The 26,795-nt window shown below is 61.9% G+C and carries 27 protein-coding genes; 18 read left to right on the plus strand and 9 right to left on the minus strand.

Annotation, left to right across the window (positions count from 1 at the left end):
• The first annotated feature begins 110 nt into the window (after positions 1-110).
• The 3 genes from C5L13_RS24540 to lysS all read left to right on the plus strand — a co-directional run bounded on the left by C5L13_RS24540 (position 111) and on the right by lysS (position 5,133).
• Entirely contained in the window at positions 111-1,883 is a 1,773-nt protein-coding gene (locus C5L13_RS24540; protein WP_105385997.1) for an SLC13 family permease, read from the plus strand.
• A gap of 117 nt (positions 1,884-2,000) precedes the next feature.
• Positions 2,001-3,458 (plus strand): glutamate--tRNA ligase, encoded by a 1,458-nt coding sequence (gltX, locus tag C5L13_RS24545; RefSeq protein ID WP_105385900.1) that lies wholly within the window; start codon positions 2,001-2,003, stop codon positions 3,456-3,458.
• Positions 3,459-3,633: 175 nt separating this feature from the next.
• Positions 3,634-5,133: a lysine--tRNA ligase gene (gene lysS, locus C5L13_RS24550; protein ID WP_105385998.1), complete on the plus strand. Its 1,500-nt coding sequence runs from the start codon at positions 3,634-3,636 to the stop codon at positions 5,131-5,133.
• Positions 5,134-5,295: 162 nt separating this feature from the next.
• Here the strand turns inward: lysS and C5L13_RS24555 are convergent, their stop codons facing one another.
• Positions 5,296-6,693, minus strand: coding sequence for a hypothetical protein (locus C5L13_RS24555; protein ID WP_105385901.1), 1,398 nt, complete (start codon positions 6,691-6,693; stop codon positions 5,296-5,298).
• Between the two features lie 257 nt (positions 6,694-6,950).
• Here C5L13_RS24555 and C5L13_RS24560 point away from each other — a divergent pair, with 257 nt between their 5' ends.
• The 7 genes from C5L13_RS24560 (at position 6,951) to C5L13_RS24590 (ending at position 13,131) form a co-directional block, all read left to right on the plus strand.
• Positions 6,951-7,838, plus strand: a complete 888-nt coding sequence (locus C5L13_RS24560) for a metal ABC transporter substrate-binding protein (RefSeq protein WP_105385902.1) — start codon at positions 6,951-6,953, stop codon at positions 7,836-7,838.
• Complete coding sequence (locus C5L13_RS24565) at positions 7,835-8,728, plus strand: manganese/iron ABC transporter ATP-binding protein (protein WP_407070466.1); 894 nt, start codon at positions 7,835-7,837, stop codon at positions 8,726-8,728. The genes C5L13_RS24560 and C5L13_RS24565 overlap by 4 nt, the downstream gene beginning before the upstream one ends.
• Positions 8,709-9,569 (plus strand): metal ABC transporter permease, encoded by an 861-nt coding sequence (locus C5L13_RS24570; RefSeq protein WP_105385903.1) that lies wholly within the window; start codon positions 8,709-8,711, stop codon positions 9,567-9,569. Before C5L13_RS24565 ends, C5L13_RS24570 begins: the two co-directional genes overlap by 20 nt.
• Positions 9,566-10,399, plus strand: coding sequence for a metal ABC transporter permease (locus C5L13_RS24575; protein WP_105385904.1), 834 nt, complete (start codon positions 9,566-9,568; stop codon positions 10,397-10,399). Before C5L13_RS24570 ends, C5L13_RS24575 begins: the two co-directional genes overlap by 4 nt.
• Before the next feature lie 45 nt (positions 10,400-10,444).
• Complete coding sequence (locus C5L13_RS24580; RefSeq protein ID WP_105385905.1) at positions 10,445-10,846, plus strand: MarR family winged helix-turn-helix transcriptional regulator; 402 nt, start codon at positions 10,445-10,447, stop codon at positions 10,844-10,846.
• A 73-nt stretch (positions 10,847-10,919) separates the two neighbouring features.
• The gene (locus C5L13_RS24585) at positions 10,920-12,215 is read left to right on the plus strand and encodes an MFS transporter (RefSeq protein WP_105385906.1); all 1,296 of its coding nucleotides are present in this window, start codon (positions 10,920-10,922) and stop codon (positions 12,213-12,215) included.
• Between the two features lie 118 nt (positions 12,216-12,333).
• Positions 12,334-13,131, plus strand: coding sequence for a class I SAM-dependent methyltransferase (locus C5L13_RS24590; RefSeq protein WP_105385907.1), 798 nt, complete (start codon positions 12,334-12,336; stop codon positions 13,129-13,131).
• A 58-nt stretch (positions 13,132-13,189) separates the two neighbouring features.
• Here the strand turns inward: C5L13_RS24590 and tal are convergent, their stop codons facing one another.
• Positions 13,190-14,155, minus strand: a complete 966-nt coding sequence (gene tal / locus C5L13_RS24595; protein WP_105385908.1) for a transaldolase — start codon at positions 14,153-14,155, stop codon at positions 13,190-13,192.
• A 197-nt stretch (positions 14,156-14,352) separates the two neighbouring features.
• On the opposite strand from tal, the gene C5L13_RS24600 reads away from it, so the two are divergent.
• Together C5L13_RS24600 and C5L13_RS24605 are read left to right on the plus strand one after the other, a co-directional pair.
• On the plus strand, positions 14,353-15,360 hold the full coding sequence (locus C5L13_RS24600; RefSeq protein WP_105385909.1) for a sugar-binding transcriptional regulator: 1,008 nt from the start codon (positions 14,353-14,355) through the stop codon (positions 15,358-15,360).
• A gap of 168 nt (positions 15,361-15,528) precedes the next feature.
• Positions 15,529-15,900 (plus strand): tudor domain-containing protein, encoded by a 372-nt coding sequence (locus C5L13_RS24605; protein ID WP_105385910.1) that lies wholly within the window; start codon positions 15,529-15,531, stop codon positions 15,898-15,900.
• 392 nt (positions 15,901-16,292) lie between these two features.
• On the opposite strand, the gene C5L13_RS24615 is transcribed toward C5L13_RS24605, so the two are convergent.
• Both C5L13_RS24615 and C5L13_RS24620 read right to left on the minus strand, forming a co-directional pair.
• Positions 16,293-17,174 (minus strand): methylated-DNA--[protein]-cysteine S-methyltransferase, encoded by an 882-nt coding sequence (locus C5L13_RS24615; RefSeq protein ID WP_105385911.1) that lies wholly within the window; start codon positions 17,172-17,174, stop codon positions 16,293-16,295.
• A gap of 122 nt (positions 17,175-17,296) precedes the next feature.
• Complete coding sequence (locus C5L13_RS24620; protein ID WP_170117319.1) at positions 17,297-17,794, minus strand: DUF2244 domain-containing protein; 498 nt, start codon at positions 17,792-17,794, stop codon at positions 17,297-17,299.
• A gap of 21 nt (positions 17,795-17,815) precedes the next feature.
• On the opposite strand from C5L13_RS24620, the gene nth reads away from it, so the two are divergent.
• Entirely contained in the window at positions 17,816-18,598 is a 783-nt protein-coding gene (gene nth / locus C5L13_RS24625) for an endonuclease III (RefSeq protein WP_105385912.1), read from the plus strand.
• On the opposite strand, the gene C5L13_RS24630 is transcribed toward nth, so the two are convergent.
• Positions 18,560-19,123 (minus strand): TetR/AcrR family transcriptional regulator, encoded by a 564-nt coding sequence (locus C5L13_RS24630; protein WP_105385913.1) that lies wholly within the window; start codon positions 19,121-19,123, stop codon positions 18,560-18,562. The genes nth and C5L13_RS24630 overlap by 39 nt on opposite strands.
• Positions 19,124-19,215: 92 nt before the next feature.
• On the opposite strand from C5L13_RS24630, the gene C5L13_RS24635 reads away from it, so the two are divergent.
• A complete protein-coding gene (locus C5L13_RS24635; protein WP_105385914.1) occupies positions 19,216-19,644 on the plus strand; it encodes a VOC family protein in 429 nt (142 codons plus the stop codon).
• Here C5L13_RS24635 and C5L13_RS24640 read toward each other — a convergent pair.
• The gene (locus C5L13_RS24640; RefSeq protein ID WP_105386001.1) at positions 19,634-20,347 is read right to left on the minus strand and encodes a sulfate transporter family protein; all 714 of its coding nucleotides are present in this window, start codon (positions 20,345-20,347) and stop codon (positions 19,634-19,636) included. The two genes, C5L13_RS24635 and C5L13_RS24640, sit on opposite strands and share 11 nt — an antisense overlap.
• A gap of 184 nt (positions 20,348-20,531) precedes the next feature.
• Between C5L13_RS24640 and C5L13_RS24645 the strand changes: the two genes are divergently transcribed.
• The 4 genes from C5L13_RS24645 (at position 20,532) to C5L13_RS24660 (ending at position 22,935) form a co-directional block, all read left to right on the plus strand.
• Complete coding sequence (locus C5L13_RS24645) at positions 20,532-20,864, plus strand: ArsR/SmtB family transcription factor (protein WP_407070467.1); 333 nt, start codon at positions 20,532-20,534, stop codon at positions 20,862-20,864.
• Positions 20,861-21,292, plus strand: a complete 432-nt coding sequence (locus tag C5L13_RS24650) for an SRPBCC family protein (protein WP_105385915.1) — start codon at positions 20,861-20,863, stop codon at positions 21,290-21,292. Before C5L13_RS24645 ends, C5L13_RS24650 begins: the two co-directional genes overlap by 4 nt.
• Positions 21,293-21,376: 84 nt before the next feature.
• The gene (locus C5L13_RS24655) at positions 21,377-21,589 is read left to right on the plus strand and encodes a hypothetical protein (RefSeq protein ID WP_105386003.1); all 213 of its coding nucleotides are present in this window, start codon (positions 21,377-21,379) and stop codon (positions 21,587-21,589) included.
• Between the two features lie 197 nt (positions 21,590-21,786).
• Complete coding sequence (locus tag C5L13_RS24660; RefSeq protein WP_105385916.1) at positions 21,787-22,935, plus strand: ankyrin repeat domain-containing protein; 1,149 nt, start codon at positions 21,787-21,789, stop codon at positions 22,933-22,935.
• A 22-nt stretch (positions 22,936-22,957) separates the two neighbouring features.
• Here the strand turns inward: C5L13_RS24660 and C5L13_RS24665 are convergent, their stop codons facing one another.
• The 3 genes from C5L13_RS24665 to C5L13_RS24675 are packed head-to-tail and all read right to left on the minus strand — an operon-like array spanning position 22,958 to position 26,786.
• The gene (locus C5L13_RS24665; protein WP_105385917.1) at positions 22,958-24,538 is read right to left on the minus strand and encodes an FGGY-family carbohydrate kinase; all 1,581 of its coding nucleotides are present in this window, start codon (positions 24,536-24,538) and stop codon (positions 22,958-22,960) included.
• A gap of 46 nt (positions 24,539-24,584) precedes the next feature.
• Positions 24,585-25,292, minus strand: coding sequence for an HAD family hydrolase (locus C5L13_RS24670; protein ID WP_170117320.1), 708 nt, complete (start codon positions 25,290-25,292; stop codon positions 24,585-24,587).
• Positions 25,293-25,304: 12 nt separating this feature from the next.
• Positions 25,305-26,786, minus strand: a complete 1,482-nt coding sequence (locus C5L13_RS24675) for a mannitol dehydrogenase family protein (protein ID WP_105385919.1) — start codon at positions 26,784-26,786, stop codon at positions 25,305-25,307.
• Positions 26,787-26,795 lie beyond the last annotated feature (9 nt).

The following is a 26,795-nucleotide window of genomic DNA, read 5'->3' on the forward strand; positions in this document are numbered from 1 at the left end:
TGCTTTATCGGAACCTTGGGAAGCGGACGGAATTGATGCGCTACGAGAGAGGGCGACTCCTTTTGGGGAGCGGACGCTCGCAGCCCGGCCTCTCGAAGCTGCGGAGCCGCATGACCACACAGCAGATCCTCGCCTTCACCGTGATTGCCATCATGATGGCGGTCTTCATCTGGGATCGGTTCCGCTACGACGTGGTGGCCTGCTGTGCCCTCATATTGGCCGTGTCTCTCGGCGTCGTACCGGTCGACCGGGCATTTTCCGGCTTCTCCGATGACATCGTCATCATCGTCGGCAGTGCGCTGGTCGTCAGCGCCGGGGTGGCGCGGTCCGGCATCGTCGATACGGCGATCAAGAAGTTCTTCCCGAACCTCGACACGCTTCATACGCAGCTCGCGCTGCTGATGATTGTCGTGGCGGTGCTTTCCGCGTTCATCAAGAACATCGGCGCACTTGCGATCATGATGCCGGTCGCCTTTCAGTTTGCGAAGAAATCCGGAGCCTCGCCATCGAAATACCTGATGCCGATGGCGTTCTCGGCTTTGCTCGGAGGGCTGATGACTCAGATCGGCACATCGCCGAACATCGTCGTCTCGCGGCTGCGGGAAGAGCTGACCGGCACCTCCTTCACCATGTTCGACTTCACGCCGATGGGCGTGATCCTGACGCTGGTGGGCGTCACCTTCCTCCTCTTCTTCCACTGGCTTGTGCCGAGCCGGACAAAACAGAACAGCTCGATCGAGGAAGCTATCGAAATCAAGAACTATACATCGGAAGTCTCGGTGACCGGACAGTCGACGGTTCTGGAGAAGTCCATCGGGGATCTCCTGAAGCTCGGAGACGGCGAGGCGATCGCAACTGCGGTTCTGCGGGGTACGACGCGCATGTCGCCCTTTCCCGATCTCGCATTGCGGGAAGGAGATATCGTGCTTCTGGAAGGGCCATCCACGGCGCTCGACAGGATCGTCTCCAGCGGCAGGCTCAAGCTCTCGGGCAAGCCGCTGACGCAGAAGGGCCAGATACAGCCGGACGTCATTTCCGTAGAGGCAATCGTCAGCCAGGAATCCCCGCTGACGGGACTTTCGGCAAAGGAAATGGCGCTGTCCTACACGCGCGGGGTTAACCTGCTGGCAATCAGCCGTCGCGGCGAACGGTTGAAGGAGCGGCTCGGGCAGTTGACGCTGATGGCGGGCGACGTGCTGGTGCTGCAAGGGAGCCGCAAGAATCTTCCGGCGGTGCTGCAGGATTTCTCCCTCCTGCCGCTTGCCCAGAGAGAAGTGCTGCTGGGGACGCATCGTCACCCCTTTGTTCCGCTCATCATACTGGCGCTCGCCATGGCGGCCACGGCCGTCGGGATCGCGCCGGTGCCGGTCGCATTTTTCGCGGCCGCGCTGGGAATGGTGGTCTTTCGAGCCATCCCGCTGACCGATTTCTACAAGGCTGTCGATGGCCCGATCCTCGTCATGCTGGCGGCACTCATCCCCGTCTCCGATTCCCTGCGCACGACCGGCGGCAGTGAGCTGATTGCGGGCTGGCTGGGTAATGTCGCAGCAAGTCTTCCGGCCTGGGGCGCCCTCGGCCTGATCCTGGTTACCGCCATGGCGGTTACGCCTTTCCTGAACAATGCGGCAACCGTGCTGGTCATGGGACCGATCGCCGCGAGCTTTGCCACCAACCTCGGCTTCAGGCCGGAGGCCTTCCTGATGGCGGTGGCGATCGGTGCCGGCTGCGATTTTCTGACGCCCGTCGGCCATCAGTGCAACACCTTGGTCTTCGGTCCGGGCGGCTACAGGTTCTCCGACTATCCGCGGCTGGGCCTGCCGCTTTCGTTCCTCATCGTGCTCGTCAGCGTGCCGGCACTGCTCTATGTCTGGCCGGTAGGATAGGATTGCGGCCAAAAACCTTGACGCCTGCGACTGAATATGCGCTAAGGCCTGCCTCAAATCCGTGATCCCCGATAAGCAGGTTCGCGCCGCCACAGGCGCCAAGATCGAGCAATATTCATGACAACGACCGGCCCCCGCGTCCGCATCGCTCCCTCGCCCACCGGCGAGCCGCATGTCGGCACCGCCTATATCGCGCTCTTCAATTATCTCTTCGCCAAGAAGCACGGCGGCACCTTCATCCTGCGCATCGAGGATACCGACGCGACGCGCTCGACGCTGGAATTCGAACAGAAGGTTCTGGATGCGCTGAAATGGACCGGCCTCAGCTGGTCGGAAGGTCCCGATGTCGGCGGCCCCTATGGCCCCTATCGCCAGTCGGACCGCAAGGCGATGTACCAGCCCTACGGCCAGGAGCTTCTGGACAAGGGCCACGCCTTCCGCTGCTTTTGCACGCCGGAACGCCTGGAACAGATGCGCGAGGCGCAGCGCGCCGCCGGCAAGCCGCCGAAATACGACGGCCTCTGCCTGAACCTCAAGGCCGAGGAAGTGACTTCGCGCATGGCGGCCGGCGAAGCCACCGTCATCCGCATGAAGATCCCCACCGACGGCAATTGCGAATTCCACGACGGCGTCTATGGCGACGTGTCGATCCCGTGGGATTCCGTCGACATGCAGGTGCTGATCAAGGCCGACGGCATGCCGACCTATCACATGGCGAACGTCATCGACGACCATCTGATGAAGATCACCCATGTGGCGCGCGGCGAGGAATGGCTGGCATCCGTGCCCAAACACATCCTGCTCTATCGCTATTTCGGCTGGGAGCAGCCGGTGTTCATGCATCTCTCGCTGATGCGCAACGCCGACAAGTCGAAGCTGTCGAAGCGCAAGAACCCGACCTCGATCTCCTATTATTCGGCACTCGGCTATCTGCCGGAAGCGCTGATGAACTTCCTTGGCCTGTTCTTTGTGCAGATCCCGGAAGGCGAGGAAATGCTGACCATGGACGAGCTCACCGAAAAGTTCGATCCGGACAACCTTTCCAAGGCCGGCGCGATCTTCGACATCCAGAAGCTCGACTGGCTGAACGGCCGCTGGATCCGCGAGAAGCTGTCGCCGGAAGACTTTATTGCCCGCACGCTCGAATGGGCCTCGGAAAACAGCCGCCTGACGGAAGGCCTGAAGCTCTCGCAGAGCCGCATCTCCAAGCTCGGCGAACTGCCGGGCCTCGCAGGCTTCCTGCTGTCGAGCGATGTCGGCCTGACGCCCGCTTCCTTCGCTGGCCTCAAAACCACCCCGGCCGAGACGCTTGAAATCCTGCAGACCGTTCAGGCCGATCTGGAAAAGATGATCGAATGGAATGTCGAGTCGATCGATGCCGAGCTGCGCGCGATCTCCGACAAGCTCGGCAAGAAGCTCCGCGTCGTCACCCCGCCGCTTTTCGTTGCAGTTTCCGGATCCTCCCGCTCGCTTCCGCTGTTTGACTCGATGGCGCTCCTCGGCCGCTCGGTGGTACGCCAGAGGTTGAAGATCGCCGCGACGGTGGTGGCTTCCATGGTAGGAAGCGGGACGTAAGGGGTGTAGCCCCCTCATCTGCCTGCCGGCACCTTCTCCCCGAGGGGAGAAGAGGATTGTGGCATCGGCAGCGCACTCCAGTCCCCTCTCCCCTCGGGGAGAGGGTAGGGTGAGGGGGCCAAGGGCTCCGGATTATCAATTTATCTGCGGCGGTGCCGCCGAAAAGGCAAACGAGATGACCGACAACAACACGACCGAAACCGCCCTCTCCTCCGACGCGACGCAGGTGCGCGCGCAGAAGCTCGCAATCCTTCGCGAAAAGGTGGGCGACGTCTATCCGGCGCATTTCCACCGCACCATGACCAACGGGGAACTGGCCGAGAAGTACAAGAATCTCGAAGCCGACGTCGAGACGCAGGACATCGTGACCGTCGCCGGCCGGGTGTATTCCTCGCGCAATTCCGGCATGTTCATGGATATCCATGACGCCTCCGGAAAGCTGCAGATCTTCTCCCACAAGGACACCACCCCGGAGGACGCCCGCGCGCTTCTCTCGCTGATTGATATCGGCGATATCATCGGGGTGACCGGCGTCGTGCGTCGCACCAAGCGCGGCGAGTTGACGATCAACGCCCAGTCGATCGTCATGCTCACCAAGTCGCTGCTGCCGATGCCGGAAAAGTGGCACGGCCTGTCGGATGTCGAGTTGCGCTACCGCAAGCGGCATCTCGACATCATGACCAATGAGGAATCCAAGCTCCGCTTCCAGCAGAGAAGCCGCATCGTCTCCGGCATCCGCCGTTTCATGGAGAACGACGGCTTCATGGAAGTCGAGACCCCGATGCTGCATTCGGTCTATGGCGGTGCCACCGCCGAGCCGTTCAAGACGCATCACAACACGCTGAAGCTCGACATGTACCTGCGCATCGCGCCGGAACTGTTCCTGAAGCGCACGCTGGTGTCGGGCCTCACCGACAAGGTGTTCGAGATCAACCGCAACTTCCGCAATGAAGGCGTTTCCACCCGGCACAATCCTGAATTCACGATGATGGAATGCTACTGGGCCTATGCCGACTACGAGGACATCATGGACCTCGTGGAGCGCATGTTCTCGACGCTCGCCATGACCATTCACGGCTCGACCGAAGTGAAGTTCGGCGACAAGGAACTGTCGTTCAAGGGCCCGTTCAAGCGCGTGCCCATGCCCGACGCCGTGAAGGAAGCGACCGGCATCGATTTCCTTGCGATGAAGACCGACGAAGAAGCCCGCACCGCCGCCAAGGCCGCCGGCTTCGCGGTCGAGAAGGACTGGACCTGGGGCGAATGCCTCGCCTTCATCTTCGAGGAAAAGGTCGAGCCGACGCTGATCCAGCCGAGCCACGTTACCCATTTCCCGAAGGACATCTCGCCCTTCGCCAAGGAAGTGCCGGGCGAACCGCGCCTCGTCGAGCGCTTCGAGACCTATTGCAACACCTGGGAACTCGGCAACGCGTTTTCCGAACTCAACGATCCGGAAGAACAGCGCCGCCGCATGGTGGAGCAGCTCGAGCAGGCGCATGCCCGCGGCGAGAAGGAAAAGCAGCTGGACGAGGAATTCCTCGACGCCATGGACCAGGGCATGCCGCCCGCCGGCGGTTTGGGCATCGGCGTCGACCGCCTGGTCATGCTGCTGACGGATTCGCCCTCCATCCGCGACGTGATCCTCTTCCCGGCACGGCGCGCAAAGGCGGATTGATCGGAGTTATCTTCTTGATGGGGAGAAGGAGGCGTTCCGCGCCTCCGAAGTCTCCCATGAGGAGATAGAACGCCCGCCACCGCGAGTCTGCCTCCCCCGCTGTGGGAGAGGCTTGCAATATGGCCGAAGGCGACGCCCGATCTCACGGCCGCTGCTGCAATATCAATGCATCGTCTTCGCGGGTTTTGCCGACGCTTCCTCATCCGCCTTGGCGGGCTTCGTTGCCGGCCCGGCGGCCGGCGTTTCAGCTTTTGCCGGGGCCAGAGGGGTTTCCCCTCGCATCTTCGCTAGCCATGCAGCGCCGGCGGCATCCGCACCGTTCGAACCGTCGGTCGGCGGCGTAGCCACCTCGGCATGTGCTGCCTCGGCGGGAGTGGGCTCGGAGCGTTTCGCGTCGGCATCGGTTGACTTCGACCAGCGCTTGCCGCCTTCCGCGGCAGTCCTGGGTTCCGGAGCAGGCTGTTCAGGAGGAGCTTTGACAGCTGGAGCCGAAACCACCTTTTCGACGGGTTTCTCAGCCCCGCCGCTGCCGAAGATCATTCCTTTCACAGAAGCCAGGAAACCACCATCGTCCGCCTTCGTAGCCTGTTTTGACGCGGCCGGTTCGGCAGCGTGCTCCTTCACTGCAGCCTCTTTGCCGCCGGGCTTCTGATCGCGGTGATCTTCGGTGGCCGCCTGGTCGCTTGCAGGCGCGCCATGACCATCGGCCGGAGCCGGCGCATGGTCAGCGGCTTCCTTAGCATGCCCTTCCGCCGGCGGCGCCTTCTCGCCGGAACCGAAGAGCATGCCGGTTACGGAACCCAGCAAACCACCGCTTTCCTTGGCTGCGATCTCGTCGCCGTGCCCTTCGGCGGGCGCGTCGTGACCTCCGGCGGCCGGCTCTTCACCATGTCCGCCACTGCTTTCACCATGTCCGCCCGACGGCTCGCCGTGCCCACCGGCAGGTGCGCCGTGCCCATCAGCCGATGCGCCATGTGCTCCCTCCGGAACTGCAGCCGCCGGTTCGACGCAATCGGCATGATCGGTCAGCCGCGCCGTGACGGCCTCGACATCCTCGACCGGCAGGTCGATGCGCATGCCGTAATATTCGCCGCTCGCATTGGCGGTACCATCAAGATAATAGGCGGAATAGACTGAAGCGGCAGTCCCCTTCGGCATCTTGCCGGGATCGGGAATATAGATGACCTGCGCGCCGATCATCCGGCCGCGCATCAAGGCCCGGTCCGTCGGGCCGGCCTTGTCGATCATCGCCACCTGGACGAGATCGGCCTTCTCCTTTTCCTGCACCGCGCGGGCGACCCTCAGAGCCGTGCGGATGCGCGCCATGCCGTCGCCGGGTTCTTCGCTGGTTACGTATTTGCGGACCCAATAGCGCTGGTCGCGCTTGATCTTGATCGTCTCCAGAGAGGTGCACTCGAACCCGTTCATCTCCAGATAGGAGGGGCCGAGAAGCTTGTCCGCACCAACGAAGACCGCTGCCGCGCCGCTGCCGCCGCCCAGCACGACAATGCCGCTCATGATCAGGATGAGCTTTTTCGAGAACCGGAACGTCAGACCCATTACTTACCGAGCTCCGGCATGATCGACCCCATTTTACGCAAAACACACACATGGAATATCGGCGGCATATTCCTCCATTCTCCTTGAGGAAGGTTTAAGCAGCAGCGTCTCTTTTCGCCCTTTGCGCCCACTCGCGCTCGCCGGGCGTCCCGTTCCGGCACCCATCTAGTTGCGAATGATTTGCAATAGCATTGACAGACGCAAAATCCTGACTAGGTTAGATTGCGAATGAATTGCAACAAGAGGTCCAACACCGCATGCTTCTCCGCAAATTCGCATTCATCGCAGCCGTTCTGGCGGGCCTGCCCGCTTTTGCCCAGGCGCAGGAAAAGCCCAAGGTGGTCACCACCTTCACCATCATCGCCGACATGGCGAAGAACGTCGCGGGCGATGCAGCCGACGTGGAAAGCATCACCAAGGCGGGCGCCGAGATCCATAATTACCAGCCGACCCCGCGCGACATCCTGCGCGCCCGCGATGCGGATCTGGTGCTGCGCAACGGGCTGAACCTCGAGCAATGGTTCGAGAAATTCCTGACGAACCTTGGCGATGTGCCGAACGTCACCATCTCCGACGGCGTCGAGCCGATGGCGATCGCCGGCGGCGCCTACCAGGGCAAGCCGAACCCGCATGCCTGGATGTCGCCGGAAAACGCGGTGATCTACGTCGAGAATATCCGCAAGGGCCTGACGAAGATCGATCCGGCCCATGCCGATACCTATGCCGCCAACGCCAAGGCCTATACGGACAAGATCCGCGCCGCGGTCCAGCCGATCCGCGATGCGCTCGGCAAACTTCCGGAAGACCACCGCTGGCTGGTGACGAGCGAAGGCGCCTTCTCCTATCTAGCCCGCGATTTCGGCCTCAAGGAACTCTATCTCTGGCCGGTGAATGCCGACAGCCAGGGCACGCCGCAGCAGGTGCGCGAAGTCATCGACGCGATGCGCAAGCATCAGATCAAGGTCATCTTCAGCGAGAGCACGGTTTCCGACAAACCGGCGAAGCAGGTCGCCTCCGAAACCGGCGCGGCATATGCGGGCGTTCTCTATGTCGACTCGCTCAGCGAGGAAGGCGGACCGGTGCCGACCTATCTCGACCTGCTTCGGGTGACCACCGAAACAATCGCGAAAGGTCTTTCGCAATGATGATGGGCAAGACGACGCCGACAAGCGCCGGACTGAAACTGGATAACGTCACGGTCGCTTATCGCAACGGGCTGACGGCGCTCAGGCATGCGAGCTTCGTCGTGCCGAAGGGAACCATCACCGCCCTCGTCGGCGTCAATGGTGCCGGCAAGTCCACCCTCTTCAAGGCGATCATGGGCTTCGTCACGCTCACCGAAGGTTCCGTCGAAATTCTCGGAATGTCTGCCCGGGAAGCACTCCGCAAAAACCTCGTCGCCTATGTGCCGCAGGCGGAAGAGGTCGACTGGAACTTCCCCGTTCTGGTGGAGGACGTGGTGATGATGGGCCGCTACGGCCACATGAATTTTCTCAGGATCCCCTCGCGCCACGACCACGACATGGTCACCCGGGCGCTGCAGCGCGTGAACATGGTAGACTACCGCAAGCGCCAGATCGGTGAACTCTCGGGCGGCCAGAGAAAGCGCGTCTTCCTCGCCCGGGCGCTCGCCCAGGAAGGACAGGTGATCCTGCTCGACGAACCCTTTACCGGCGTCGACGTGACGACCGAAGAACAGATCGTCGAACTTCTGCGGGCGCTGCGCGACGAAGGCCGTGTCATGCTGGTTTCCACCCACAATCTCGGCAGCGTGCCGGATTTCTGCGACCGTACCGTTTTCGTGAAGGGCACCGTGCTCGCCTATGGCAAGACGGAGGACACGTTCACGGAGGCCAATCTGGAACTGGCCTTCGGCGGCGTGCTGCGCCACTTCATCCTCGGCGGCTCCGATCTTCACGACGATGCCGACGAACGCCGGGTCAAGGTCATCAGCGACGACGAACGGCCCTTCGTGACCTACGGCAATGGCAAGCAAAAGGCTCCGGTGAAGACAGATGCTCCAGACGCTCCTTGAGCCGTTCACCTACGGCTATATGCTGAACGCCATCTGGGTCAGCGCACTGGTCGGAGGCGTCTGCGGCTTCCTCTCCGCCTATCTGATGCTGAAAGGCTGGTCGCTGATCGGCGACGCACTCTCCCATTCGATCGTTCCCGGTGTGGCTGGCGCCTACATGCTCGGCCTGCCCTTCTCGATCGGTGCCTTCTTGTCAGGCGGACTGGCGGCCGGCGCCATGCTGTTCCTCAACCAGCGCACGCGGTTGAAGGAAGACGCGATCATCGGCCTGATCTTCACCTCCTTCTTCGGCCTCGGCCTATTCATGGTGTCGCTCTCGCCGACGTCGGTGAACATCCAGACGATCGTGCTCGGCAACATTCTCGCCATCACGACTGCGGATACGATCCAGCTTGTCATCATCGGCGGCGTCAGCCTCGCGATCCTGGCGTTGAAGTGGAAGGACCTGATGGTGACCTTCTTCGACGAGAACCACGCCCGCACCATCGGCCTGAAACCCGATCTCCTGAAAATTCTGTTCTTCACCCTCCTGTCGGCTTCCACGGTCGCCGCGCTGCAAACCGTCGGCGCCTTCCTTGTGATCGCCATGGTGGTGACGCCGGGCGCCACCGCCTATCTTCTCACCGACCGTTTCGAGCGGCTGATCCTGATGGGGCTCGTCATCGGCGCCGCCACCAGTTTCGTCGGCGCCTATCTGAGCTACTTCCTCGATGGCGCGACGGGGGGCATCATCGTCGTGCTGCAGACGGCGCTGTTCCTCGCCGCCTTCCTGTTCGCCCCGAAGCACGGCATGCTTGCGGCCCGCCGGCGGCTGCGCAAGACGCTGGAGGAAACCGCATGAACGAGACCCTAGAACTGGCCCTCCTGCCTTTCCAGCTTCCGTTCATGCAATCGGCCTTCGTGGTGACGCTGATGATCGCAGTGCCGATGGCGATCCTTTCCTGCTTCCTGGTGCTGAAGGGCTGGTCGCTGATGGGCGATGCGGTATCCCACGCGGTGCTGCCGGGCGTCGTCGTCGCCTATATTCTCGCGATCCCGCTCTCCATCGGCGCTTTCGTGGCCGGGATGATCTGCGCGCTCGCAACCGGCTTCCTGAAGGAAAACAGCCGCATCAAGGAGGATACGGTGCTCGGCATCGTCTTTTCCGGCATGTTCGGGCTGGGCCTCGTGCTCTATGTGAAAGTGCAGTCCGACGTGCATCTCGATCACATCCTGTTCGGCGACATGCTCGGCCTCCTCCCCTCGGACCTGATCGAGACCGGTTTGATCTCGCTCGCCGCGACCTTGTTCCTTGTGATCCTGCGCAAGGATCTGCTGGTCCATTCCTTCGACGAGCAGCATGCCAAGGCGATCGGCCTGCCGACGCGATTGCTGCACTACGGATTGCTGGCGGTGCTTTCCCTGACCGTGGTAGGCGCGCTGAAAGCGGTAGGCATCATCCTCTCCGTCGCCATGCTGGTCGCGCCGGGCGCCATTGCCTTCCTGCTCACCCGCCGCTTCACGGCCATGCTGGTGACGGCGGTAGCGATTGCGGTCGGCGCCTCGGTTTGCGGCATCTACCTGAGCTTCCTCATCGACAGCGCCCCCGCCCCGACCATTGTGCTCCTGATGACCGCGCTGTTCATCCTGGCCTTCCTCAAGACCACACTGACGCCGCGCGCCGCTATCTGAACTTTGGCCTTGCGCAACCATAGCTGCGGGTATATACCCGCAGCTATGCCAAACGACACTTGCCATTGCATCGTACTGCGCCAAGCCTCCCGAAAGGTCTCGTCCTATTACGACGAGGCACTGGCGCCGCTCGGCGTCAATATCGGTCAGTTCAGCCTGCTGCGTAACATCAACCGGCTGGAACCGGTCTCGCTGACCGAGCTTGCCGGCAAGGTGGATCTCGACCGATCGACGGTCGGCCGCAATACCAAGGTCTTGGAGCGCATGGGCCTCGTTGCGATCGGTCACGGTGAAGACCAGCGCGAAGCGATGCTGGCACTGACGGAGAAGGGCCGCGAGCTGCTGAAGGAAGGCGCGCCCCTTTGGGATGGCGTTCAGGAGGATATCGAAGGCCGGCTCGGGCCTGAGAAGACGAAGCAGCTTCTGCAGCTGCTCGCGGAGCTGTGATTTTTTATTCAAAAGCGGGCATATACCCATAAAATTCGCTGCAGGTGCGGCAATCGAGGAAAGGGAACAAGTCATGATCTCCACGAGCGCCGCCCGATGGATGGCCGGCAGAAATCTTCATTACGGATGGGTGGTCGCCGCCACCACCTTCCTCACCATGCTGGCGACCGCCGGCGCCATGGGCTCGGCCGGCGTGATGATCCAGCCGCTGCACCAGGAATTCGGCTGGGACATCGCCGACATCTCCTCGGCCATGGCCGTCCGCCTCGTCCTCTTCGGCCTGCTCGGCCCCTTCGCCGCCGCCTTCATGAACCATTTCGGCGTCCGGCAGGTCGTGTCCTTCGCACTCGCCTTGATCATGGGCGGCCTCGTCGTCTCGCTGTTCATGACCGAGGTCTGGCAGCTCGTGGTGTTATGGGGCGTGGTGATCGGCGTCGGAACCGGCATGACGGCGCTGGTGCTCGGCGCCACCGTCGCGACCCGCTGGTTCTCGCAGCGCCGCGGCCTCGTCGTCGGCCTGATGACGGCGAGCAACGCCACCGGTCAGCTCGTCTTCCTGCCGCTCCTTGCCGCCATGACCGAAGCCTATGGCTGGCGCACCGCGCTCATGCTCACTGTTGCTGTCATTGCTGCGGCGATGTTGCTGGTGCTTCTCCTGATGCGTGACTATCCCGCCGATGTCGGCCTGCCGGCTTTCGGCGACACTGCCGTGTCGAAGCCGCCGAAGCAGGACCATAAGCTTCTGGCGACGCTCGTCTCGCCGCTCGTGGCGCTCCGCGAGGCCGCCGGCAGCGCCACGTTCTGGGTTCTGTTCGGTACGTTCTTTGTCTGCGGGCTCTCAACCAACGGCCTCATCCAGACGCACTGGATCTCGATCTGCGGCGATTTCGGCATGGCTGCGGTGACGGCCGCGAGCACGCTTGCCGTAATCGGCATCTTCGATTTCTTCGGCACGATCTTTGCCGGCTGGCTCTCCGACCGCTACGACAATCGCTGGCTTCTCTTCTGGTTCTACGGCCTGCGCGGCCTGTCCTTGATCTACCTGTCGCTTTCGGGCTTCAGCTTCGTGGAGCTGTCGGTTTTTGCGATCTTCTACGGCCTCGACTGGGTGGCGACCGTGCCCCCGACCGTCAAGATCGCTGCCGAAAAGTTCGGCCGCGAAAAGGCCGGCCTCGTCTTCGGCTGGGTATTCGCCGGCCACCAGATCGGTGCCGCAACCGCGGCCTTTGGCGCCGGTTTCTTCAAGAGCGACTTCAACACCTACATGCCCGCGCTGCAGATCGCCGGCGTCATGTGCATGATCGCCGCCGTCTCGGTTCTCCTGCTGCGGAAGCCGGGTTCGGCGATGCCTGTGCCGCAGGCGGCTTGATCCGCGAAAACAGCGTCCCGGTGGCCGCGCCTGCGGCCGTCGGGAAACCGCGCTCCACAGCGGAATATGACATGGTATAAGGTTCCAGCCCATAGCACGCGCCGCACCGGGAGGAACCATGTCTTCGATCACTTCGGGCAATGCCGAACAATATGCCGATAGCCGCAAGCTGGCGGCCCGCGGGCGGCTCAACAGGGAATACACGATCGCCGAAACCGGCTGGTTTCCCTGGGTCGCAAGGCAACTTCCACTGAAGCCGGACGACAAGGTGCTCGACATCGGCTGCGGCCCGGGCTGGTTCTGGGCTTCGGTCATGCAGGATGTGCCCGAGAACCTGCATCTGACGCTTGCCGATCAGTCTTCCGGCATGGTCGCGGAAGCGGTGGAGCGCTGCAGCGCCCTGCCCTTCGGATCGGTCACCGGTCGCCAGGCCGATGCCGCCGCCTTGCCCTTCGAAGATGCATCCTTCGATGCCGTCATCGCCATGCACATGCTCTATCACCTGGCTGATCAGCTGGCCGCGATTGTCGAAATGTTCCGTGTCCTCAAGCCCGGCGGCGTGCTTGCGGTGACAACCAACGGCGTCGGCAACATGCGCGAAATCTACGCCCTGACGACCGTGCTCGGCAGCCCACCGGTCGATCCGGGCGGAGCGGCCTTCGGATACGACAAGGCTCAGGCGATCATGCATGCGCAATTCGGCAACGTCACCTTCATGCAGCATCCCGCGCGCATGCGGATCACCGAGCCGGAAGACGTGTTCCTGGCGCTGACATCCTACCCGCCGGGCGACGGCGCGAGCGAGACCCAGCTTGCCGCCTTCCGCGAAGTGATCGAAGGCGCTTTCCAGTGCGGCAACGGCGTGCTCGAAGTCGGCAAGGAAACCGGCCTCTTCCTCAGCACAAAACCGGTCTGAAAAGCAAAGGGCCCGTCGCGAGACGAGCCCTTCTTCTTTAGGTCGATGAAAAGACAGATCAGGCGGCAGCGAGCGTCAGTTCCTTGCGGACCATGGTCCGCAGCGCGACGAGATCCTTCGCAAAGGCGCGGATGCCTTCGGAGAGCTTTTCGGTCGCCATGGCATCCTCGTTCAGCATCCAGCGGAACTGCTTCTCGTTCAGCGACTGCAGCGGTTCGGCCTTGAAGGTCTCCGGCAAAAGCTTGCGCTCCAGCTTGCCGGTATCCTTGTCGAGCTCGTCGAGCAGCGCCGGGCTGATCGTCAGGCGGTCGCAGCCGGCAAGGGCTTCGATTTCGCCGGCATTGCGGAAAGAGGCGCCCATGACGATCGTCGAGATGCCGTTCGCCTTGTAGTAGTTGTAGATCTGGCGGACGGAAAGCACGCCCGGATCGGTCTCGGCGGTGTAGTCCTGGCCGGTCGACTTCTTGAACCAGTCGAGGATGCGGCCGACGAAGGGCGAGATCAGAAATACCTTGGCTTCAGCGCATGCGATTGCCTGGGCCTGGCTGAAGAGAAGCGTCAGGTTGCAGTCGATGCCTTCCGTCTGCAGCACTTCGGCGGCACGGATGCCTTCCCAGGTGGAAGCGAGTTTGATCAGGATGCGGTCGCGCTCGATGCCGCGCTCCTTGTAGGCGGCAATGATCGAATGGGCCTTGGCGATCGACGCTTCCGTATCGAAGGAGAGGTCGGCATCGACTTCGGTCGAGACGCGGCCCGGAACGAGTTCGGCAAGCGCCGCACCGACATCGATCGCCAGACGGTCGGCGACCGCAGACACGACCGCGTCGTCCTGGCCGCCCTGCTTGCGGCCCCAGGCGATTGCGTCCTTCACCTTGTCGGCGAAGATCGGCGTGCCGAGCGCCTTCAAGACGATCGTCGGGTTGGTGGTGCAATCCACGGGTTTCAGGCGGGCAACCGCCTCGATATCGCCGGTATCGGCAACGACCGTGGTCATGGAACGAAGCTGCTCTAGTTTCGACGTCATCCGAATATTCCTCGTTGGAAACTTAGGTCATCCACTCATAACCTGAACGCCTGTCGCGGGAATTTGCTCCTCCGGCGCGTAGAGAGACTATCGACCTTCCGTGGTTAAGAAGTCAAGACATTTGTCATTCCGAATTGACATATGTTTCATCTGAGCCAATTATCAAAGCACCTGTTCCCGATCTTTTCGGAGGCCCGTTGACCAAGCTCAGACGCGAGACCCATACCGCCTTTTCTGAAGCCGCGTCGCTGAGACTGCGGGCTGCGTGGCTCTATTATAACCAGGGATTGACGCAAAAAGATGTCGCCGAGCGTCTCGGCATCAGCCGCTCGACCGTGATCCGTATGCTTGACGAGGCGATGAAGCGCTCGGAAGTGCAGATCTGGATCAGCGAGGGGATCGATACCTGCGTCGAACTCGCGACCCGGCTGGAAAAGCTTTACGAACTGGACGAGGCCGTCGTGGTGCCGGCGCCGCGTGACGGTAGCGCAACCGCGATGGCGAGTGCGGTCGGCCTGGCGCTCGGGCAATTCCTCTCCGAAGTGGTGCAGAACGACATGACGATCGGGGTCGGCTGGGGTCGTACCATGACCGCCTCGCTGTCTAGTTTTCGTCCGCCGCGACGGGAAAATTGCAAGGTCGTCTCGCTGCTCGGCGGCATCGTCGCCGTCCACCAGACGAATCCGATCGACTATACATGGCGGTTCGCGGGCCAGCTCGGCGCCGAATGTTACATGTTTCTGGCCCCGCTGCTGGTCGACTCGGTCAAGACGAAGCGGGCGCTGATCGAGCAGTGCGGGCTGAAGACGATCTACGATCTTGCCGAAAACCTCGATCTTGCGATCGTTAGCTGCGGCGACATCGGCCCGCATTCGACATCGCTTTCGGAAGGCTTCATCTCCAAGGCCGAGCTGGACCGGTTGATCGCCGCCGGCTGTGTCTGCGACACCATGTTCAATTTCCTCGATGAGGACGGCCGCTCGGTCGATCATGCGCTGAACGAGCGGGTGATGTCGATCGATCTCGATACGCTGAAGAAGGCCAGGCACATCGTGCTTTCCTCAGGCGGCGCCCATCGCGCCGTTGCGATCCGCGCCACGATCCGCCGCATCGGCTGCAACACGCTGATCACCGACGAAACGGCGGCAAGGGAGCTGTTGAGGCTGGAGCAGGTAGAAGACAGCACTGGAAAACAATCCGGTTGATCTATGGGATCGCGAAAGCCTCAAGCTGTTTTCCAGTGGTAATACTTTAACGCCAGATAAATTTCTCCGCTCATTCAGCAATAATTCATGCACCCCAAGCATATATAGCGCTGTCGTTGTAAACCACAGCGCGTGGGCAATCGGGAAGTGTTTCCCTGGGGGTATGAATTGAAAAGATATACTAAGGTTTTGGCCGCAGGTTTTCTGCTGGCAAGCGCTTTCACGGCCAGCGCACAGACCGTTGGCGATTGGGTTCTCGGCAACTATAAGGGAGCCGGCTACTGGTTCCCCGGGGTCATCGAGAAGCTGCAGGGCGGCAAGATCACCATTCGTTATGACGACGGCGACCGGGAAACCGTCGCGCTGGCCGATGTCCGTCCCTACAACTGGGCGATCGGCATGAAGGTCGAGTGCAATTTCCAGGGCCAGGGCAAATGGTATCCGGGGAAAATTGCGTCCCTGGCCGGCGAAAAGATCGGCATCGCCTACGATGACGGCGACAGGGAAACGACCAAGACCGGCCGTTGCCGTTCGCGATAATCAGGCACCGGGCAAGCACCCGTCACCCTGTCTTCGGTATCACATGCCCGCCCCGCGAAAGCGGGGCGCAGCCTTTTCAGGCATTCCCCTCTTCCCAGAATCTCCCGCTTGCGGGCCAGTCCTCTATATAACCCGGAGTATTCCACCCCCTCTGCCCTGCCGGGCATCTCCCCCACGGGTGGGGAGATCACACGTGGCACGGCCGTCGTTCCCAATAAACCTGAACAGTCAGGCGGGGCGCAGAGGGAGGCGTGGAATTTTGAAGTGGTGAGCAAGCGCCCAGCCGATCTCCCCACCCGTGGGGGAGATGCCCGGCAGGGCAGAGGGGGGCGGGACGAGCACAACGTTACACGGGAAGCCGCCGGCCACGAAGTCGGCAGTTCATCACAAGCCTAGGCATCCCCCGATTCCCAGCCGAGGATCGCCCGCTTGCGGGTCAGTCCCCAGTGATAGCCGGTCAGCGCGCCGCTTTTGCCGAGCGCCCGGTGGCAAGGCACCACGAAGGAGATGGGGTTGCGGCCGATCGCGGCACCCACGGCGCGGCTGGCGGTCGGTTGGCCGATGTCGTTTGCCACATCCGAATAGGTAACGGCCTTGCCGAACGGGATCTTCAAGAGGCTCTGCCAGACGCGCACCTGGAAGTCCGAGCCGATCAGCACGACCTTGAGCGGCTGGTCGGACGACCATTTCGAGCGGTCGAAGATGCGCTTGATGTAAGGCGCGGTCGTTTCGGGGTCCTCGACATACTCGGCGTTCGGCCACCGGCAGGTCATGTCTTCGAGGCAGGTTTGCTCGCCGTTCTGATCGGCAAAGGCAAGGCCCGCCAGTCCGCGGTCCGTCGCCATGACGAGTGCGACGCCGAAAGGCGACGGATGGAAGCCGTAACGGATCGTCAGCCCGCCGCCGCGCGCCTTCCATTCGCCCGGAGACATGGCCTCGTGGGTGACGAAAAGGTCGTGCAGGCGGCCGGGGCCGGACAGGCCGAGCTCGTAGGAAGCTTCGAGCAGCGGCATTTCCTCCTTGCCGAGCAGTCGCTTGGCATGGTCGAGCGTCACCGCCTGCAGAAAGGCTTTGGGCGAGAGCCCCGCCCATCGGGTGAAAACCTTCTGCAACTGGGTCGGCGACTGGCCGAGTTCGGCGGAAATGGTTTCCAGCGACGGCTGGTCGCGATAGTCGAGCGTAATCATCTCGATGACGCGGCGCACGGTTTCATAATCGGAGCCATCCGGCGTCACGTCGGTGACCGGTTGGGCGATCTGAGCGAAAGCGTTCATGACATCTCTCCTTTCACCCATAGATGCTCCTTCGGCTCCGCCGAAACCACCCGTTTCTTGCGAGCTTCTGTGAATTGCATGCCGTTATCCCAAAACCGGTTCCCACCTTTGGGCGGCATGTCCTAGATCTTTTGTTTCACCGTCGCGAGCGCGCGTTTGAAGGCTTTCGCGAAACTCTCCCGGTCATCCGGATTGAGGAAGGAACCGATATCGGTAAACCGGCCCTCGCCCGCCACGAACATGCCGGTAATGCCGAATTCCTCGTGCCGGCTGACCCGGAAGCGCGCCCAGAACGGGTTGAAGCGGTGCTCCACCATCCGCCCGGCCGGCGAGAATTTCCGGATTAACAGATTAGTGCGCGAGACGGTGACTTCCTCCCGCGCCCTGCCGGAACGATAGCTCATCTTCAGCGCGATATAGAGGGCGAGAAAATCCAATCCAAAGAAGAGGCCAATCGGATAGGCGCCGGTCGCCAGGAAGAAGCCGCCATAGATCAGGCAGACCGCCCCGGACAACGCCAATACGACGCGGAACCCGGTCTTGCCGAGCGAACGGTGGGGCGTGAGTTCGGCCGCAAAAACTGGCCGATCTTCTGGCATGTCCACGTTGCATTCCTTCATGCAGGCTGGCTATAGACGCATATGGCGACTCCCAAGACCAAATCCAGCACCAGCACTTTGCAAAAGTCAAATCACGGCTCTGCGCGAAAGCCCAGGCGTTACAAATCCGCCTATACCAAAGCGGAGATGGAGGAGATTTTTCGCCGCTTCTCGGTCCAGCGGCCGGAGCCGAAGGGCGAGCTGGAGCACGTGAACCCCTTCACGCTGGTCGTCGCGGTGGCGCTTTCGGCCCAGGCGACGGATGCGGGCGTCAACAAGGCGACACGCGCCCTCTTCAAAGTCGCTGATACGCCGGAAAAGATGCTGGCGCTCGGCGAGGAAGGCGTCACCCAATATATCAGGACGATCGGCCTCTACCGCAACAAGGCGAAGAACGTCATCGCGCTGTCGCGGATGCTGATCGAGGAATTCGGCTCCGAAGTGCCAAGGACCCGTGAAGAGCTGATCCGACTGCCGGGCGTCGGCCGCAAGACGGCGAATGTCGTCATGTCCATGGCTTTCGGCATCCCGACGCTCGCCGTCGACACCCATGTCTTCCGCATCGGCAACCGCCTGCTGATGGCGCAGGGCAAGACGCCGGACGAGGTCGAGGAGCATTTCCTCAAGGTCATCCCCGAGCAATATCTTTTCCACGCGCATCACTGGCTGATCCTGCATGGCCGCTATACCTGCAAGGCCCGCAAGCCGGAATGCGAGCGCTGCGTGATCGCCGATCTCTGTCGCTCGCCGGAAAAGACCTGCGACGTACCGGCGCCGCTGATCGAGCTACCGCCTCAATTCATCGGGGCTGAGGCCGTCGATTAAAGCCGCAATCGCCGCTTCGTAATCCTTGCGATTACCGCCACTGTCGATGGCGATCGCCGCCCGCTCGAAAGCCGCCGCCACCAGAACCGTCAGCGGATCGAGAAGCGGAAGAAGTTTCGATCCGGCAAGCAGGTCCATGAGTCCGACCTTGAGGCTCGATTCCGCCGGATCGTCCGGCAGCAGGGCCGGCGCCTCACGCAACAACAGCTTGCTGCGCCCCGGCACGGCCATGGCGTCGAAATAGGCGGAGCCCCCCTGCAGCAGCGCCTCCCGCGCGGATGAGGCATCGGCGGATCGCGCCTCTATTTCCGCTGCCACGTCCGCCGCCTCCCGCTCGATCACGGCGACCAGCAGCGCCTTCTTGTCCTCGAAATGATGGTAGAGCGCACCGCGCGTGACACGGGCCTCCGCGACAATGTCGGGAGTTGCGGTCTCGGCATATCCCTTTTCCACGAAAAGAGCTCTGGCCGCGTCCAGAAGAGCATTTCGGGTGGCCTCCGTACGTTCGCGATTGCTGCGCGGCATTTCGTTCTCCAAACCATTTACATACAAACAGAATGTATCTACTATGAAACATACAGACTGAATGTATCTGAGAAGCTGTAGGAGCGAAAGTCATGAAGGTCACGAGCTACTACCCGGTCATCATGACCGACGACGTTCCCGGAACGGCTGCGTTCTATGTCGAACACTTTGGTTTTGAGCCGCTTTTCTCGACCGGCTGGTATGTCCATCTGCAGTCGAAGGAGCATGAGCATGTGACGCTCGCGATCCTCGACGGCAATCACGAGACCATCCCGGAAAGCGGTCGGGGCAAGGCTTCAGGCCTGCTCTTGAACTTCGAGTTGGAGGATGTCGATACGGTCTATGAGCGTCTCGAGGCGGCTGGCCTGCCGATCCATCTGAGTCTCCGCGACGAGGATTTCGGCCAGCGGCATTTTATCACTTCGGACCCCAACGGCGTGCTGATCGACGTGATCAAGCCGATCCCGCCGAGCGCCGAGTTCGCGGCCATCTACGAAGCGTCCGCCCGGTCTAACCCTTGAACGCCGGATCGCGCTTCGAGATCGCCTTGTGGAGATGCACCATCAGGCCGGCTGCGAAGAGCGGCGTCAGAAGGTTGACGATCGGGACCGCCAGGAAGCAGGCGATCAGGAGGCCCGCCATGAACACGGTCGAGGAATGTTTCGACCGGAAGGCGCGGGCTTCCGTCGGCGTGCGAAACCGCATCGCGGCGAACTCGAAGAATTCCCGTCCGAGCAGATAACCATTCACCAGAAAGAAGGCGATCAGGTTGATGCCGGGAATGAACAGCAGAAACAACGCGATGATGTTGCCGACGATAACGACGCCGAGGAACTTGATCGAGCCGATGATCGCCTGACCGAGCGGCAGGGCCTTGCCGGGCGGGTCGTTCGGATAATCGCGCTTCTCGACCACTTCGGCGACGTCGTCCAGAAACAGGCCGGCGATCAGCGCCGTGATCGGCGCGATCAGCAGCGCAAGTCCCAACGCCAGCCCAATGCTTGCGGCAATGGCGGCAATGAAGGTGAGCCAGCCGGTCCAATCCGGCAGATCCGGAAAAAATGCCGCCATCCACGGCCAGGCATAATAGGCGAACAGTTCCCGCAGCGAAAACCAGAGACCGACCAGAACCAGGATCGTGAGCCCCAGCGTCTTCCAGAAGACGTTGCGCGTTTCCGGCGCAAAGAGATTGGTGAGCGAAAGGCGTGCGGCGTCGAGGATCATCGGCGTCTCCAGTTGTGCCGAAGAGATGTAGGTTTGAGCGGTCGCCGTAGCAAGCATGAACACCTCTCTTCTCCCACTGAGGAGAAAGAGAAAATCAGCGCAGTCATGCGATGTCGATTTTGCCTTTCCTCGCTTGACTCATTCATAGCTCACCAGCTATACGCCAATTCATAGCCGACGAGGTATGAATGACGTGACGAACGCTCATGACGAAATCTTCAGAACGCTTGCCGATCCCACCCGGCGGGCGATCTTCGAACGCCTGTGCCGGGAAGGCGAAAAGACGGTGGCGGCCCTGACGGCAAAGGCCGGAGTTTCGCAGCCGGTCGTTTCGAAGCATCTTGCGGCCCTGAAGCGGGCCGGACTGGTGCGCGACCGCCACCAGGGGCGCCAGACCCACTACAGCGCAGAATTCGGAGCGCTCGCTCCCCTGGTCGACTGGGCCAACGAGATGACCAGCTTCTGGGAAAAGAAGTTCGATGCCCTCGAAGACCTGCTTAAAAGGATGGACCAATGAACGAAGTATCGACTGGGACCCGCACCGTCGTGGTCGAGCGGGAGATCCCCCACCCGCCGGAAAAGATCTGGCGCGCACTCACCCAGCCGCATTTGATCCAGGAATGGCTGATGAAGAGCGACTTTCAGCCGGTCGTCGGTCATCGTTTCAATCTTCGCGGAGAATGGGGCGGCGTGCTGGACTGTGAAGTCCTGATCGTCGAGCCGCACGAAAGGCTCTCCTACACTTGGAACTACCCCCATGAGGATGCGGCCTACAATCTGAAAAGCGTGGTGACCCTGACCCTCACCCCGACGAGCAAGGGCACTCATCTGCGCATGGAGCAGACGGGCTTCCGGCCGGAGCAGAACCAGGCATTCCACGGCGCCCGCCACGGCTGGCAGGGTTTCCTGGAGAAGCTCGACGCGATTCTGGCCGCGGAGGCCTGAAATCCACCGGTCAGGAAAACGGCATCCGACCGTTCGGTGGACGAGCGGCAATCGTCAACAGGATCGATTTCGAAAGAAAAGAACATGGCCTGGAACAAGTCTATCCGGCAGCTGCACCGCTGGCTGTCGATCATCTTCACGCTGACCGTGATCGCCAACTTCGCCGCCATGGCAATGGGCGAACCTCCCGCCTGGGTCGTCTACGCGCCACTGCCTCCGCTATTTCTGCTCCTGCTCAGCGGGCTCTATATGTTTGCGCTGCCTTATGCGAGACGCGGTGGGCGAAGCGCTGGCTAGAACAAAATGATCTTTGCCGCAGAACGAACTTCAGCCGCGAAAATCCGTCGCGCGGCAATCTTGCCGCGCCACCGAAGGCTCCTAATTTCGCCATAGGTAGATAGGGCGGGAAGCGCAAAGTCTCTGGGTCTCGCGCGAATCTTCCTCGCGTGCAGTTTCAAAGAATTCGATTTTATTGGCCGAAAGAGCAGATTTTCATGACGAGATGGATTTGGAGTGTCGTCTCTCCCGCTACGGCGGCGGGCTTTTTTCTCGTAGCCTCTTTGGCATGGGCGCCGGCAGCTTCGGCGGATATTTTCGAAGCTGCTGCGGAATGCGATCCGCAGGCGCTTCGCGCCGCGATCGCAGCCGGCGAAGATCCGAATGCTGCCGACGACGACGGAAAAACAGTTCTGCACTGGGCGGCGCAGAATTCCGGCGATGCCTGCGTGAAGATCCTGCTGGAACAGAAACCGGACCTGAATGCCCGGAATCACGACGGCGAGACACCCTTCATGAAAGCAGTCATCAGCAGCACCGATGAAGAAGGGGCGTTGCGCTCGGCGCAATTGCTGATCGATGCCGGCGCCGACATCTCCATTCCGAACCGGTTCGGCTATTCCCCGCTCTTCGCCCTCATCGTCTATGGCAACGGCATGACGCTGGTGCTGGACCCCGCCTTGATGACGCCTGCTCCAGACACCGGCATTCCGCCTTACAGGGGCAGCGAATACGAGATGGCAAAGCTGCTTCTGGAAAAGGGCGCCGACCCGAACGCGCTGGATGAAAGAGGCCAATCCGCCATGCAGTTCGCGGTTGAAATGAGGAGCCCGGCGCTGATCGACCTGCTTGTCGCCCATGGCGGCAACCTGCAATTCAGGGAGCCGAAGCGGAACCGATCACTGCTGCATATCGCGGCACAGGCCGACCGCGCCGTGAACATCCCATACCTTTTGAAGCACGGGCTGGATGTCAACGTGCAAGATCAACTGGGCGCGACCCCGCTGATGCTTGCCGTCGCCTACGAAAAGCCTGGGACCGTGAAGGCTCTTCTGAAGGCCGGCGCAAACGCCGAAATTCCAGATAGCGACGGCTTCCCTCCGCTCCTCCATGCGGTCAACAATCGCATGCTCGCCATGACCGAACTACTTTTGAATGGCGGCGCCAAGGCTGATGTACAGACCTCGAAAAGCCGCAATACGGGCCTGCAGATTGCCTCCCATCTCGGCTGGCTCGATGGAGTGAAACTGCTGCTCGACAAAGGCGCCGACCCGAAGATTACCGCGATCAACGGCATGACCGCGCTGGACTTCGCCAAACAGCAAGGCCACATGGACATTGTGGCTCTCCTGGAAAAGCGGCGGTAGCCGGATTCCGGCCCCTGGTCATTCAGCTTAGTTCCCGCAGCTCCTCCCGATGCCGGACCATCGCCAGGAACCGCCGGTAATCCCGGTCGTACTGGGCGGCGCGGGCGGGATCCGGCAGCCGTTCGGTGCCGCCGCTGTCCATCGCCTGTCCTGCTTCGCTAAGGCTGGCGAACAGGCCGCCGGCCACCGCCGCGGTCATGGCCGTGCCGAGCAGCACGGCGTCGCGGTTTTCGGGGATCACAACCCGGCAAGCGGTGACGTCGGCATAAAGCTCGACCAGCAGCGGGTTGTTCACATGGCCGCCGGTGACATGCAGCGTCTCGAAACGGTAACCGTAACCGGCGAGTGCTTCGAGGATATGGCGGATGCCGAGCGCGATCGCGACCGAAGCGCGCCAGTAGAGCCTGCAAAGCCCGTCAAAGGAGGTGTCGAGGGTGAGCCCGCTGATGACACCGGTCGCATGCGGATCGGCAAGCGGCGAGCGGTTGCCGTGGAAGTCCGGCAGGACATGCAGGTCGGGAGCCAGATCAGGCCCCTCCGTCCCGCGCAGTTCCCCGATGCGGGCGATGATGCGTCCGTGCAGGTCGGCCGTCGGCTCGCCTCCGGCCGCGTGCATGCGCACCACATGGTCGAGTAGCGCGCCGGCTGCCGACTGCCCGCCCTCGACCAGCCAGTAGTCCGGCAGGATCGCTTCGTAGTAAGGGCCCCAGAGGCTTCGGCCGGGCTTTGCGTGGCGCGAGAAGGCGACGATGCAGCTCGACGTGCCGCCGATCAGCGCCACGCTTGTCTCGAGCTTCGGACTGCCCGACGCGCCGCCGAGCACGCCGAAAGCGCCCGCGTAGGCATCGATCATGCCGGGCGCCACCTGGACGCCGGTATCGAGGCCGAGCTCTTCCGCCGCCTTCGCGCTAAGGCTGCCCATCGTGGCTCCGGCCGCGAATGTTTCGTCCGGCAGGCCGCCCTTTTCCTTGAGGTCCTCCAGCCCCGCGAGTGCCCAGAAGTCCGCACTCCAGCCGGGATTTTCATGGGCGAGGTAATTCCACTTGGCCGTCAGCGTGGAGCGGGAGCGGTGGGCCGAACCGGTCGCCTTCCAGGTGAGAAAGTCGGCAAGGTCGAAGAAGTAACCCGCCCTCGCCCAGCTTTCGGGCAGATGTTTCTTCAGCCACATCAGCTTCGGCATTTCCATCTCGGGCGACAGCGAGCCGCCGGAAAATTCCAGCACCTTGTGGCCGGTGGCCGAGAGCAGATCGGCTTCCCGGATTGCCCGGTGATCGAGCCAGACGATGGTGTCCTGTGCATCGCTGCCGGTGGTGGAGACGCTGAGCTGATTGCCGTCGCGATCACGGGCGACGAGCGAGCAGGTGGCGTCGAAGCCGATCGCCACGATGCGGTCCGCCGTTATGCCGGCTTCGGCCAGGGCTTCCTTCACGGCGCGGCAGGTGGCGGCCCAGATATCTTCGGAATCGTGTTCGGCGTGTTTTTCCTTCGGCCGGAACATCAAGATCGGATGCTTCGCCTTGGCGATCAGACGCCCGCTGCGGTCAAAGACGCCGGCACGGGCGCTACCCGTGCCGATATCGACCGCAACGAGGTGATCACGCATCCGGATTTGTTTCCTGTCCCTGTGCCTGTCCCATATGCCGCAAAGCCTAGGCCTGCTGCGAAACGGAGCCGTTGCGGCCCTCGACATATTTTCGGACAAGGTGGATCAAATCCGGCATCGCGTCAAACACGACTTCCGGGGAAAGTTCGTCGATCCTTTCCCGGTAGCCGGGAACCGAGGCATGCGAACCGCCGACGAAGGCAAAGACCGCCATCCCGGCACGGTGGCCCGCCTCGATGCCGGCGGGGCTGTCCTCGATGACGATGCAATTCTCCGGGTCCGCCCCCATCTGGCTCGCCGCATGCAGGAAGAGGTCCGGAGCCGGCTTGCCCCTGGCCACCATGGCGGCGGAGAAGATGTTCGGTTCCAGCTTGTCGATAAGGCCCGTCAGGGTCAGGGACAGACGGATGCGCTCCGGTTGGCTGGACGAGGCGACGCAACGGCGCAGGTCGAGGCCGTCGAGAGCATCGGCAATGCCGGCCATAGGCTGCAACTCCTTGCGGAAGCGGGTGTAGAGGTCGTGGCGCATGTCTTCGAGAAAGCTCTCGTCCGCCTCGATGGCGAATTCCTCGCGCATGGTCTTGGTGATGGTGGCGAGGCTGCGGCCGAGGAAGCGGCGGTAGGCTTCCGCCTCCTCCATATTCAGCCCCTTGCGGCGCAGCGCATCCACCAGCACGCGGACCGAAACGGGTTCGCTGTCGACGAGAACCCCGTCGCAATCGAAGATCACCAGTGGTCCCGCCGTTTGAAGCACTTTTCCCACCCGTTATTTGACAAGTTCGTCCCGAAGGTAAAGTTCGAGCGTTCTGGCCGTCCCCTCCGTCCAGAGCGTCGAAAGCGCATGCGCGAAGCGCTTCCGGAACAGCTCGGATTTCGAAACCTCGCCGAAGATCTCGTCGAACACAAGAAAGGCGTCCGGGTTATCCCTAGCTTTCAGTGCGGCCTCATGCAGGCGGTCGGCGCTGGCGTCGTTGAAGACGATTTCCCTGCCGCTGTCCGACGTACCGGCGAAATAGCGGCACCAGAGCGCCGAGACCAGCGAGAGGCCGATAATGTCCTTGCCCTGCGCAAGCCGGTCGCGGGTGGACGGCAGGATGAATTTCGGCTGACGGTTGGAACCGTCCTGCGCCAGGCGCGGAATGGTGTCGCCGATCTTCGGATTGAGGAAGCGCCGCTCGATCAGGCCGTAATAGTCGTTGAGGTCGGTATTGGGTACCGGCGGCACGATGGGGATGATCTCGTCCTTTTCCAGCTTGGCGAGGAAGGCGCGGATCAGCGGATGTTCCATCGCCTCGTGCACGAAATGGATGTCGAGAAGGGCTGCCGGATAGGCGATCGCCGCATGGCCGCCGTTGAGGATACGGATCTTCATCAGTTCGTAGGGCGCGACGTCAGGCACGAACTGCACGCCGACCTCTTCCAGCCGCGGGCGGCCGGAGGGGAAATTGTCCTCCATCACCCATTGCTTGAACTCTTCGCAGAAGACCGGCCAGTTGTCGTCGATATCGAAGTCGTTTCTCAGAATGTCGATCTCCCGTTGACCCGTCGCCGGCGTGATGCGGTCGACCATCGAGCTGGGGAACGCGACATTCTCGTGGATCCAGTGGGCGAAATCCGGATCGGTTAGTTTTGCGAGACCTATGACCGTGTTCTCCGTCACCTCGCCGTTTCCGGGAATGTTGTCGCAGGACATGATGGTGAAGGGGGGAATATCCCTCGTCTTCCGCTCCCTGAGGCCGGCAAGAATGAGACCGAAGACGGTTTTCGGGCTATCCGGGTTCTTGCTGTCCTCGACCATCGCCGGATGGGCCGGATTGAAGTGACCGGCGGCATCGATGAAATAGCCGCCTTCGGTAATCGTCATCGAGACGATGCGGATCGTCGGATCGGAGAGCTTTTCGATGAGCGCCGCGGTTTCGCCGGGCGCGATGATATCGATCATCGGCGCGGTGACCCGGGCGGCTGTCTTGTTGTTGTCCTGCTCGACCACGGTCGTCAGGAAATCCTGGGCGGCGAGCTTGTCGCGCATCGCCGCATCGGAAGGCATGACGCCCGCGCCGACGATCGCCCAGTCATGCGCCTTGCCGGTGTTGAACAGGTCGTCGAGATAGATCGCCTGGTGGGCACGGTGAAAATTGCCCACCCCGAAATGCAGGATGCCGGCAGTCAGGGCTTTCGGATCGTAAGCCGGCACGGCGGCGGTGGCCGCGGCGTCTTTCAAGCTCGCCAGCGAAAGCTTCACAGTCATTTCTTTTAC

The organism is Neorhizobium alkalisoli (assembly GCF_002968635.1).
Lineage (GTDB): Bacteria > Pseudomonadota > Alphaproteobacteria > Rhizobiales > Rhizobiaceae > Neorhizobium > Neorhizobium alkalisoli.

Excerpts from the sequence above, each read along its gene's own strand:
- C5L13_RS24540 (WP_105385997.1), top strand. The coding sequence starts at position 111 with ATGACCACACAGCAGATCCTCGCCTTCACCGTGATTGCCATCATGATG.
- gltX (WP_105385900.1), top strand. The coding sequence starts at position 2,001 with ATGACAACGACCGGCCCCCGCGTCCGCATCGCTCCCTCGCCCACCGGC.
- lysS (WP_105385998.1), top strand. The coding sequence starts at position 3,634 with ATGACCGACAACAACACGACCGAAACCGCCCTCTCCTCCGACGCGACG.
- C5L13_RS24555 (WP_105385901.1), bottom strand. The coding sequence starts at position 6,693 with ATGGGTCTGACGTTCCGGTTCTCGAAAAAGCTCATCCTGATCATGAGC.
- C5L13_RS24560 (WP_105385902.1), top strand. The coding sequence starts at position 6,951 with ATGCTTCTCCGCAAATTCGCATTCATCGCAGCCGTTCTGGCGGGCCTG.
- C5L13_RS24565 (WP_407070466.1), top strand. The coding sequence starts at position 7,835 with ATGATGATGGGCAAGACGACGCCGACAAGCGCCGGACTGAAACTGGAT.
- C5L13_RS24570 (WP_105385903.1), top strand. The coding sequence starts at position 8,709 with ATGCTCCAGACGCTCCTTGAGCCGTTCACCTACGGCTATATGCTGAAC.
- C5L13_RS24575 (WP_105385904.1), top strand. The coding sequence starts at position 9,566 with ATGAACGAGACCCTAGAACTGGCCCTCCTGCCTTTCCAGCTTCCGTTC.
- C5L13_RS24580 (WP_105385905.1), top strand. The coding sequence starts at position 10,445 with ATGCCAAACGACACTTGCCATTGCATCGTACTGCGCCAAGCCTCCCGA.
- C5L13_RS24585 (WP_105385906.1), top strand. The coding sequence starts at position 10,920 with ATGATCTCCACGAGCGCCGCCCGATGGATGGCCGGCAGAAATCTTCAT.
- C5L13_RS24590 (WP_105385907.1), top strand. The coding sequence starts at position 12,334 with ATGTCTTCGATCACTTCGGGCAATGCCGAACAATATGCCGATAGCCGC.
- tal (WP_105385908.1), bottom strand. The coding sequence starts at position 14,155 with ATGACGTCGAAACTAGAGCAGCTTCGTTCCATGACCACGGTCGTTGCC.
- C5L13_RS24615 (WP_105385911.1), bottom strand. The coding sequence starts at position 17,174 with ATGAACGCTTTCGCTCAGATCGCCCAACCGGTCACCGACGTGACGCCG.
- C5L13_RS24620 (WP_170117319.1), bottom strand. The coding sequence starts at position 17,794 with ATGAAGGAATGCAACGTGGACATGCCAGAAGATCGGCCAGTTTTTGCG.
- nth (WP_105385912.1), top strand. The coding sequence starts at position 17,816 with ATGGCGACTCCCAAGACCAAATCCAGCACCAGCACTTTGCAAAAGTCA.
- C5L13_RS24630 (WP_105385913.1), bottom strand. The coding sequence starts at position 19,123 with ATGCCGCGCAGCAATCGCGAACGTACGGAGGCCACCCGAAATGCTCTT.
- C5L13_RS24635 (WP_105385914.1), top strand. The coding sequence starts at position 19,216 with ATGAAGGTCACGAGCTACTACCCGGTCATCATGACCGACGACGTTCCC.
- C5L13_RS24640 (WP_105386001.1), bottom strand. The coding sequence starts at position 20,347 with ATGATCCTCGACGCCGCACGCCTTTCGCTCACCAATCTCTTTGCGCCG.
- C5L13_RS24645 (WP_407070467.1), top strand. The coding sequence starts at position 20,532 with ATGAATGACGTGACGAACGCTCATGACGAAATCTTCAGAACGCTTGCC.
- C5L13_RS24650 (WP_105385915.1), top strand. The coding sequence starts at position 20,861 with ATGAACGAAGTATCGACTGGGACCCGCACCGTCGTGGTCGAGCGGGAG.
- C5L13_RS24655 (WP_105386003.1), top strand. The coding sequence starts at position 21,377 with ATGGCCTGGAACAAGTCTATCCGGCAGCTGCACCGCTGGCTGTCGATC.
- C5L13_RS24660 (WP_105385916.1), top strand. The coding sequence starts at position 21,787 with ATGACGAGATGGATTTGGAGTGTCGTCTCTCCCGCTACGGCGGCGGGC.
- C5L13_RS24665 (WP_105385917.1), bottom strand. The coding sequence starts at position 24,538 with ATGCGTGATCACCTCGTTGCGGTCGATATCGGCACGGGTAGCGCCCGT.
- C5L13_RS24675 (WP_105385919.1), bottom strand. The coding sequence starts at position 26,786 with ATGACTGTGAAGCTTTCGCTGGCGAGCTTGAAAGACGCCGCGGCCACC.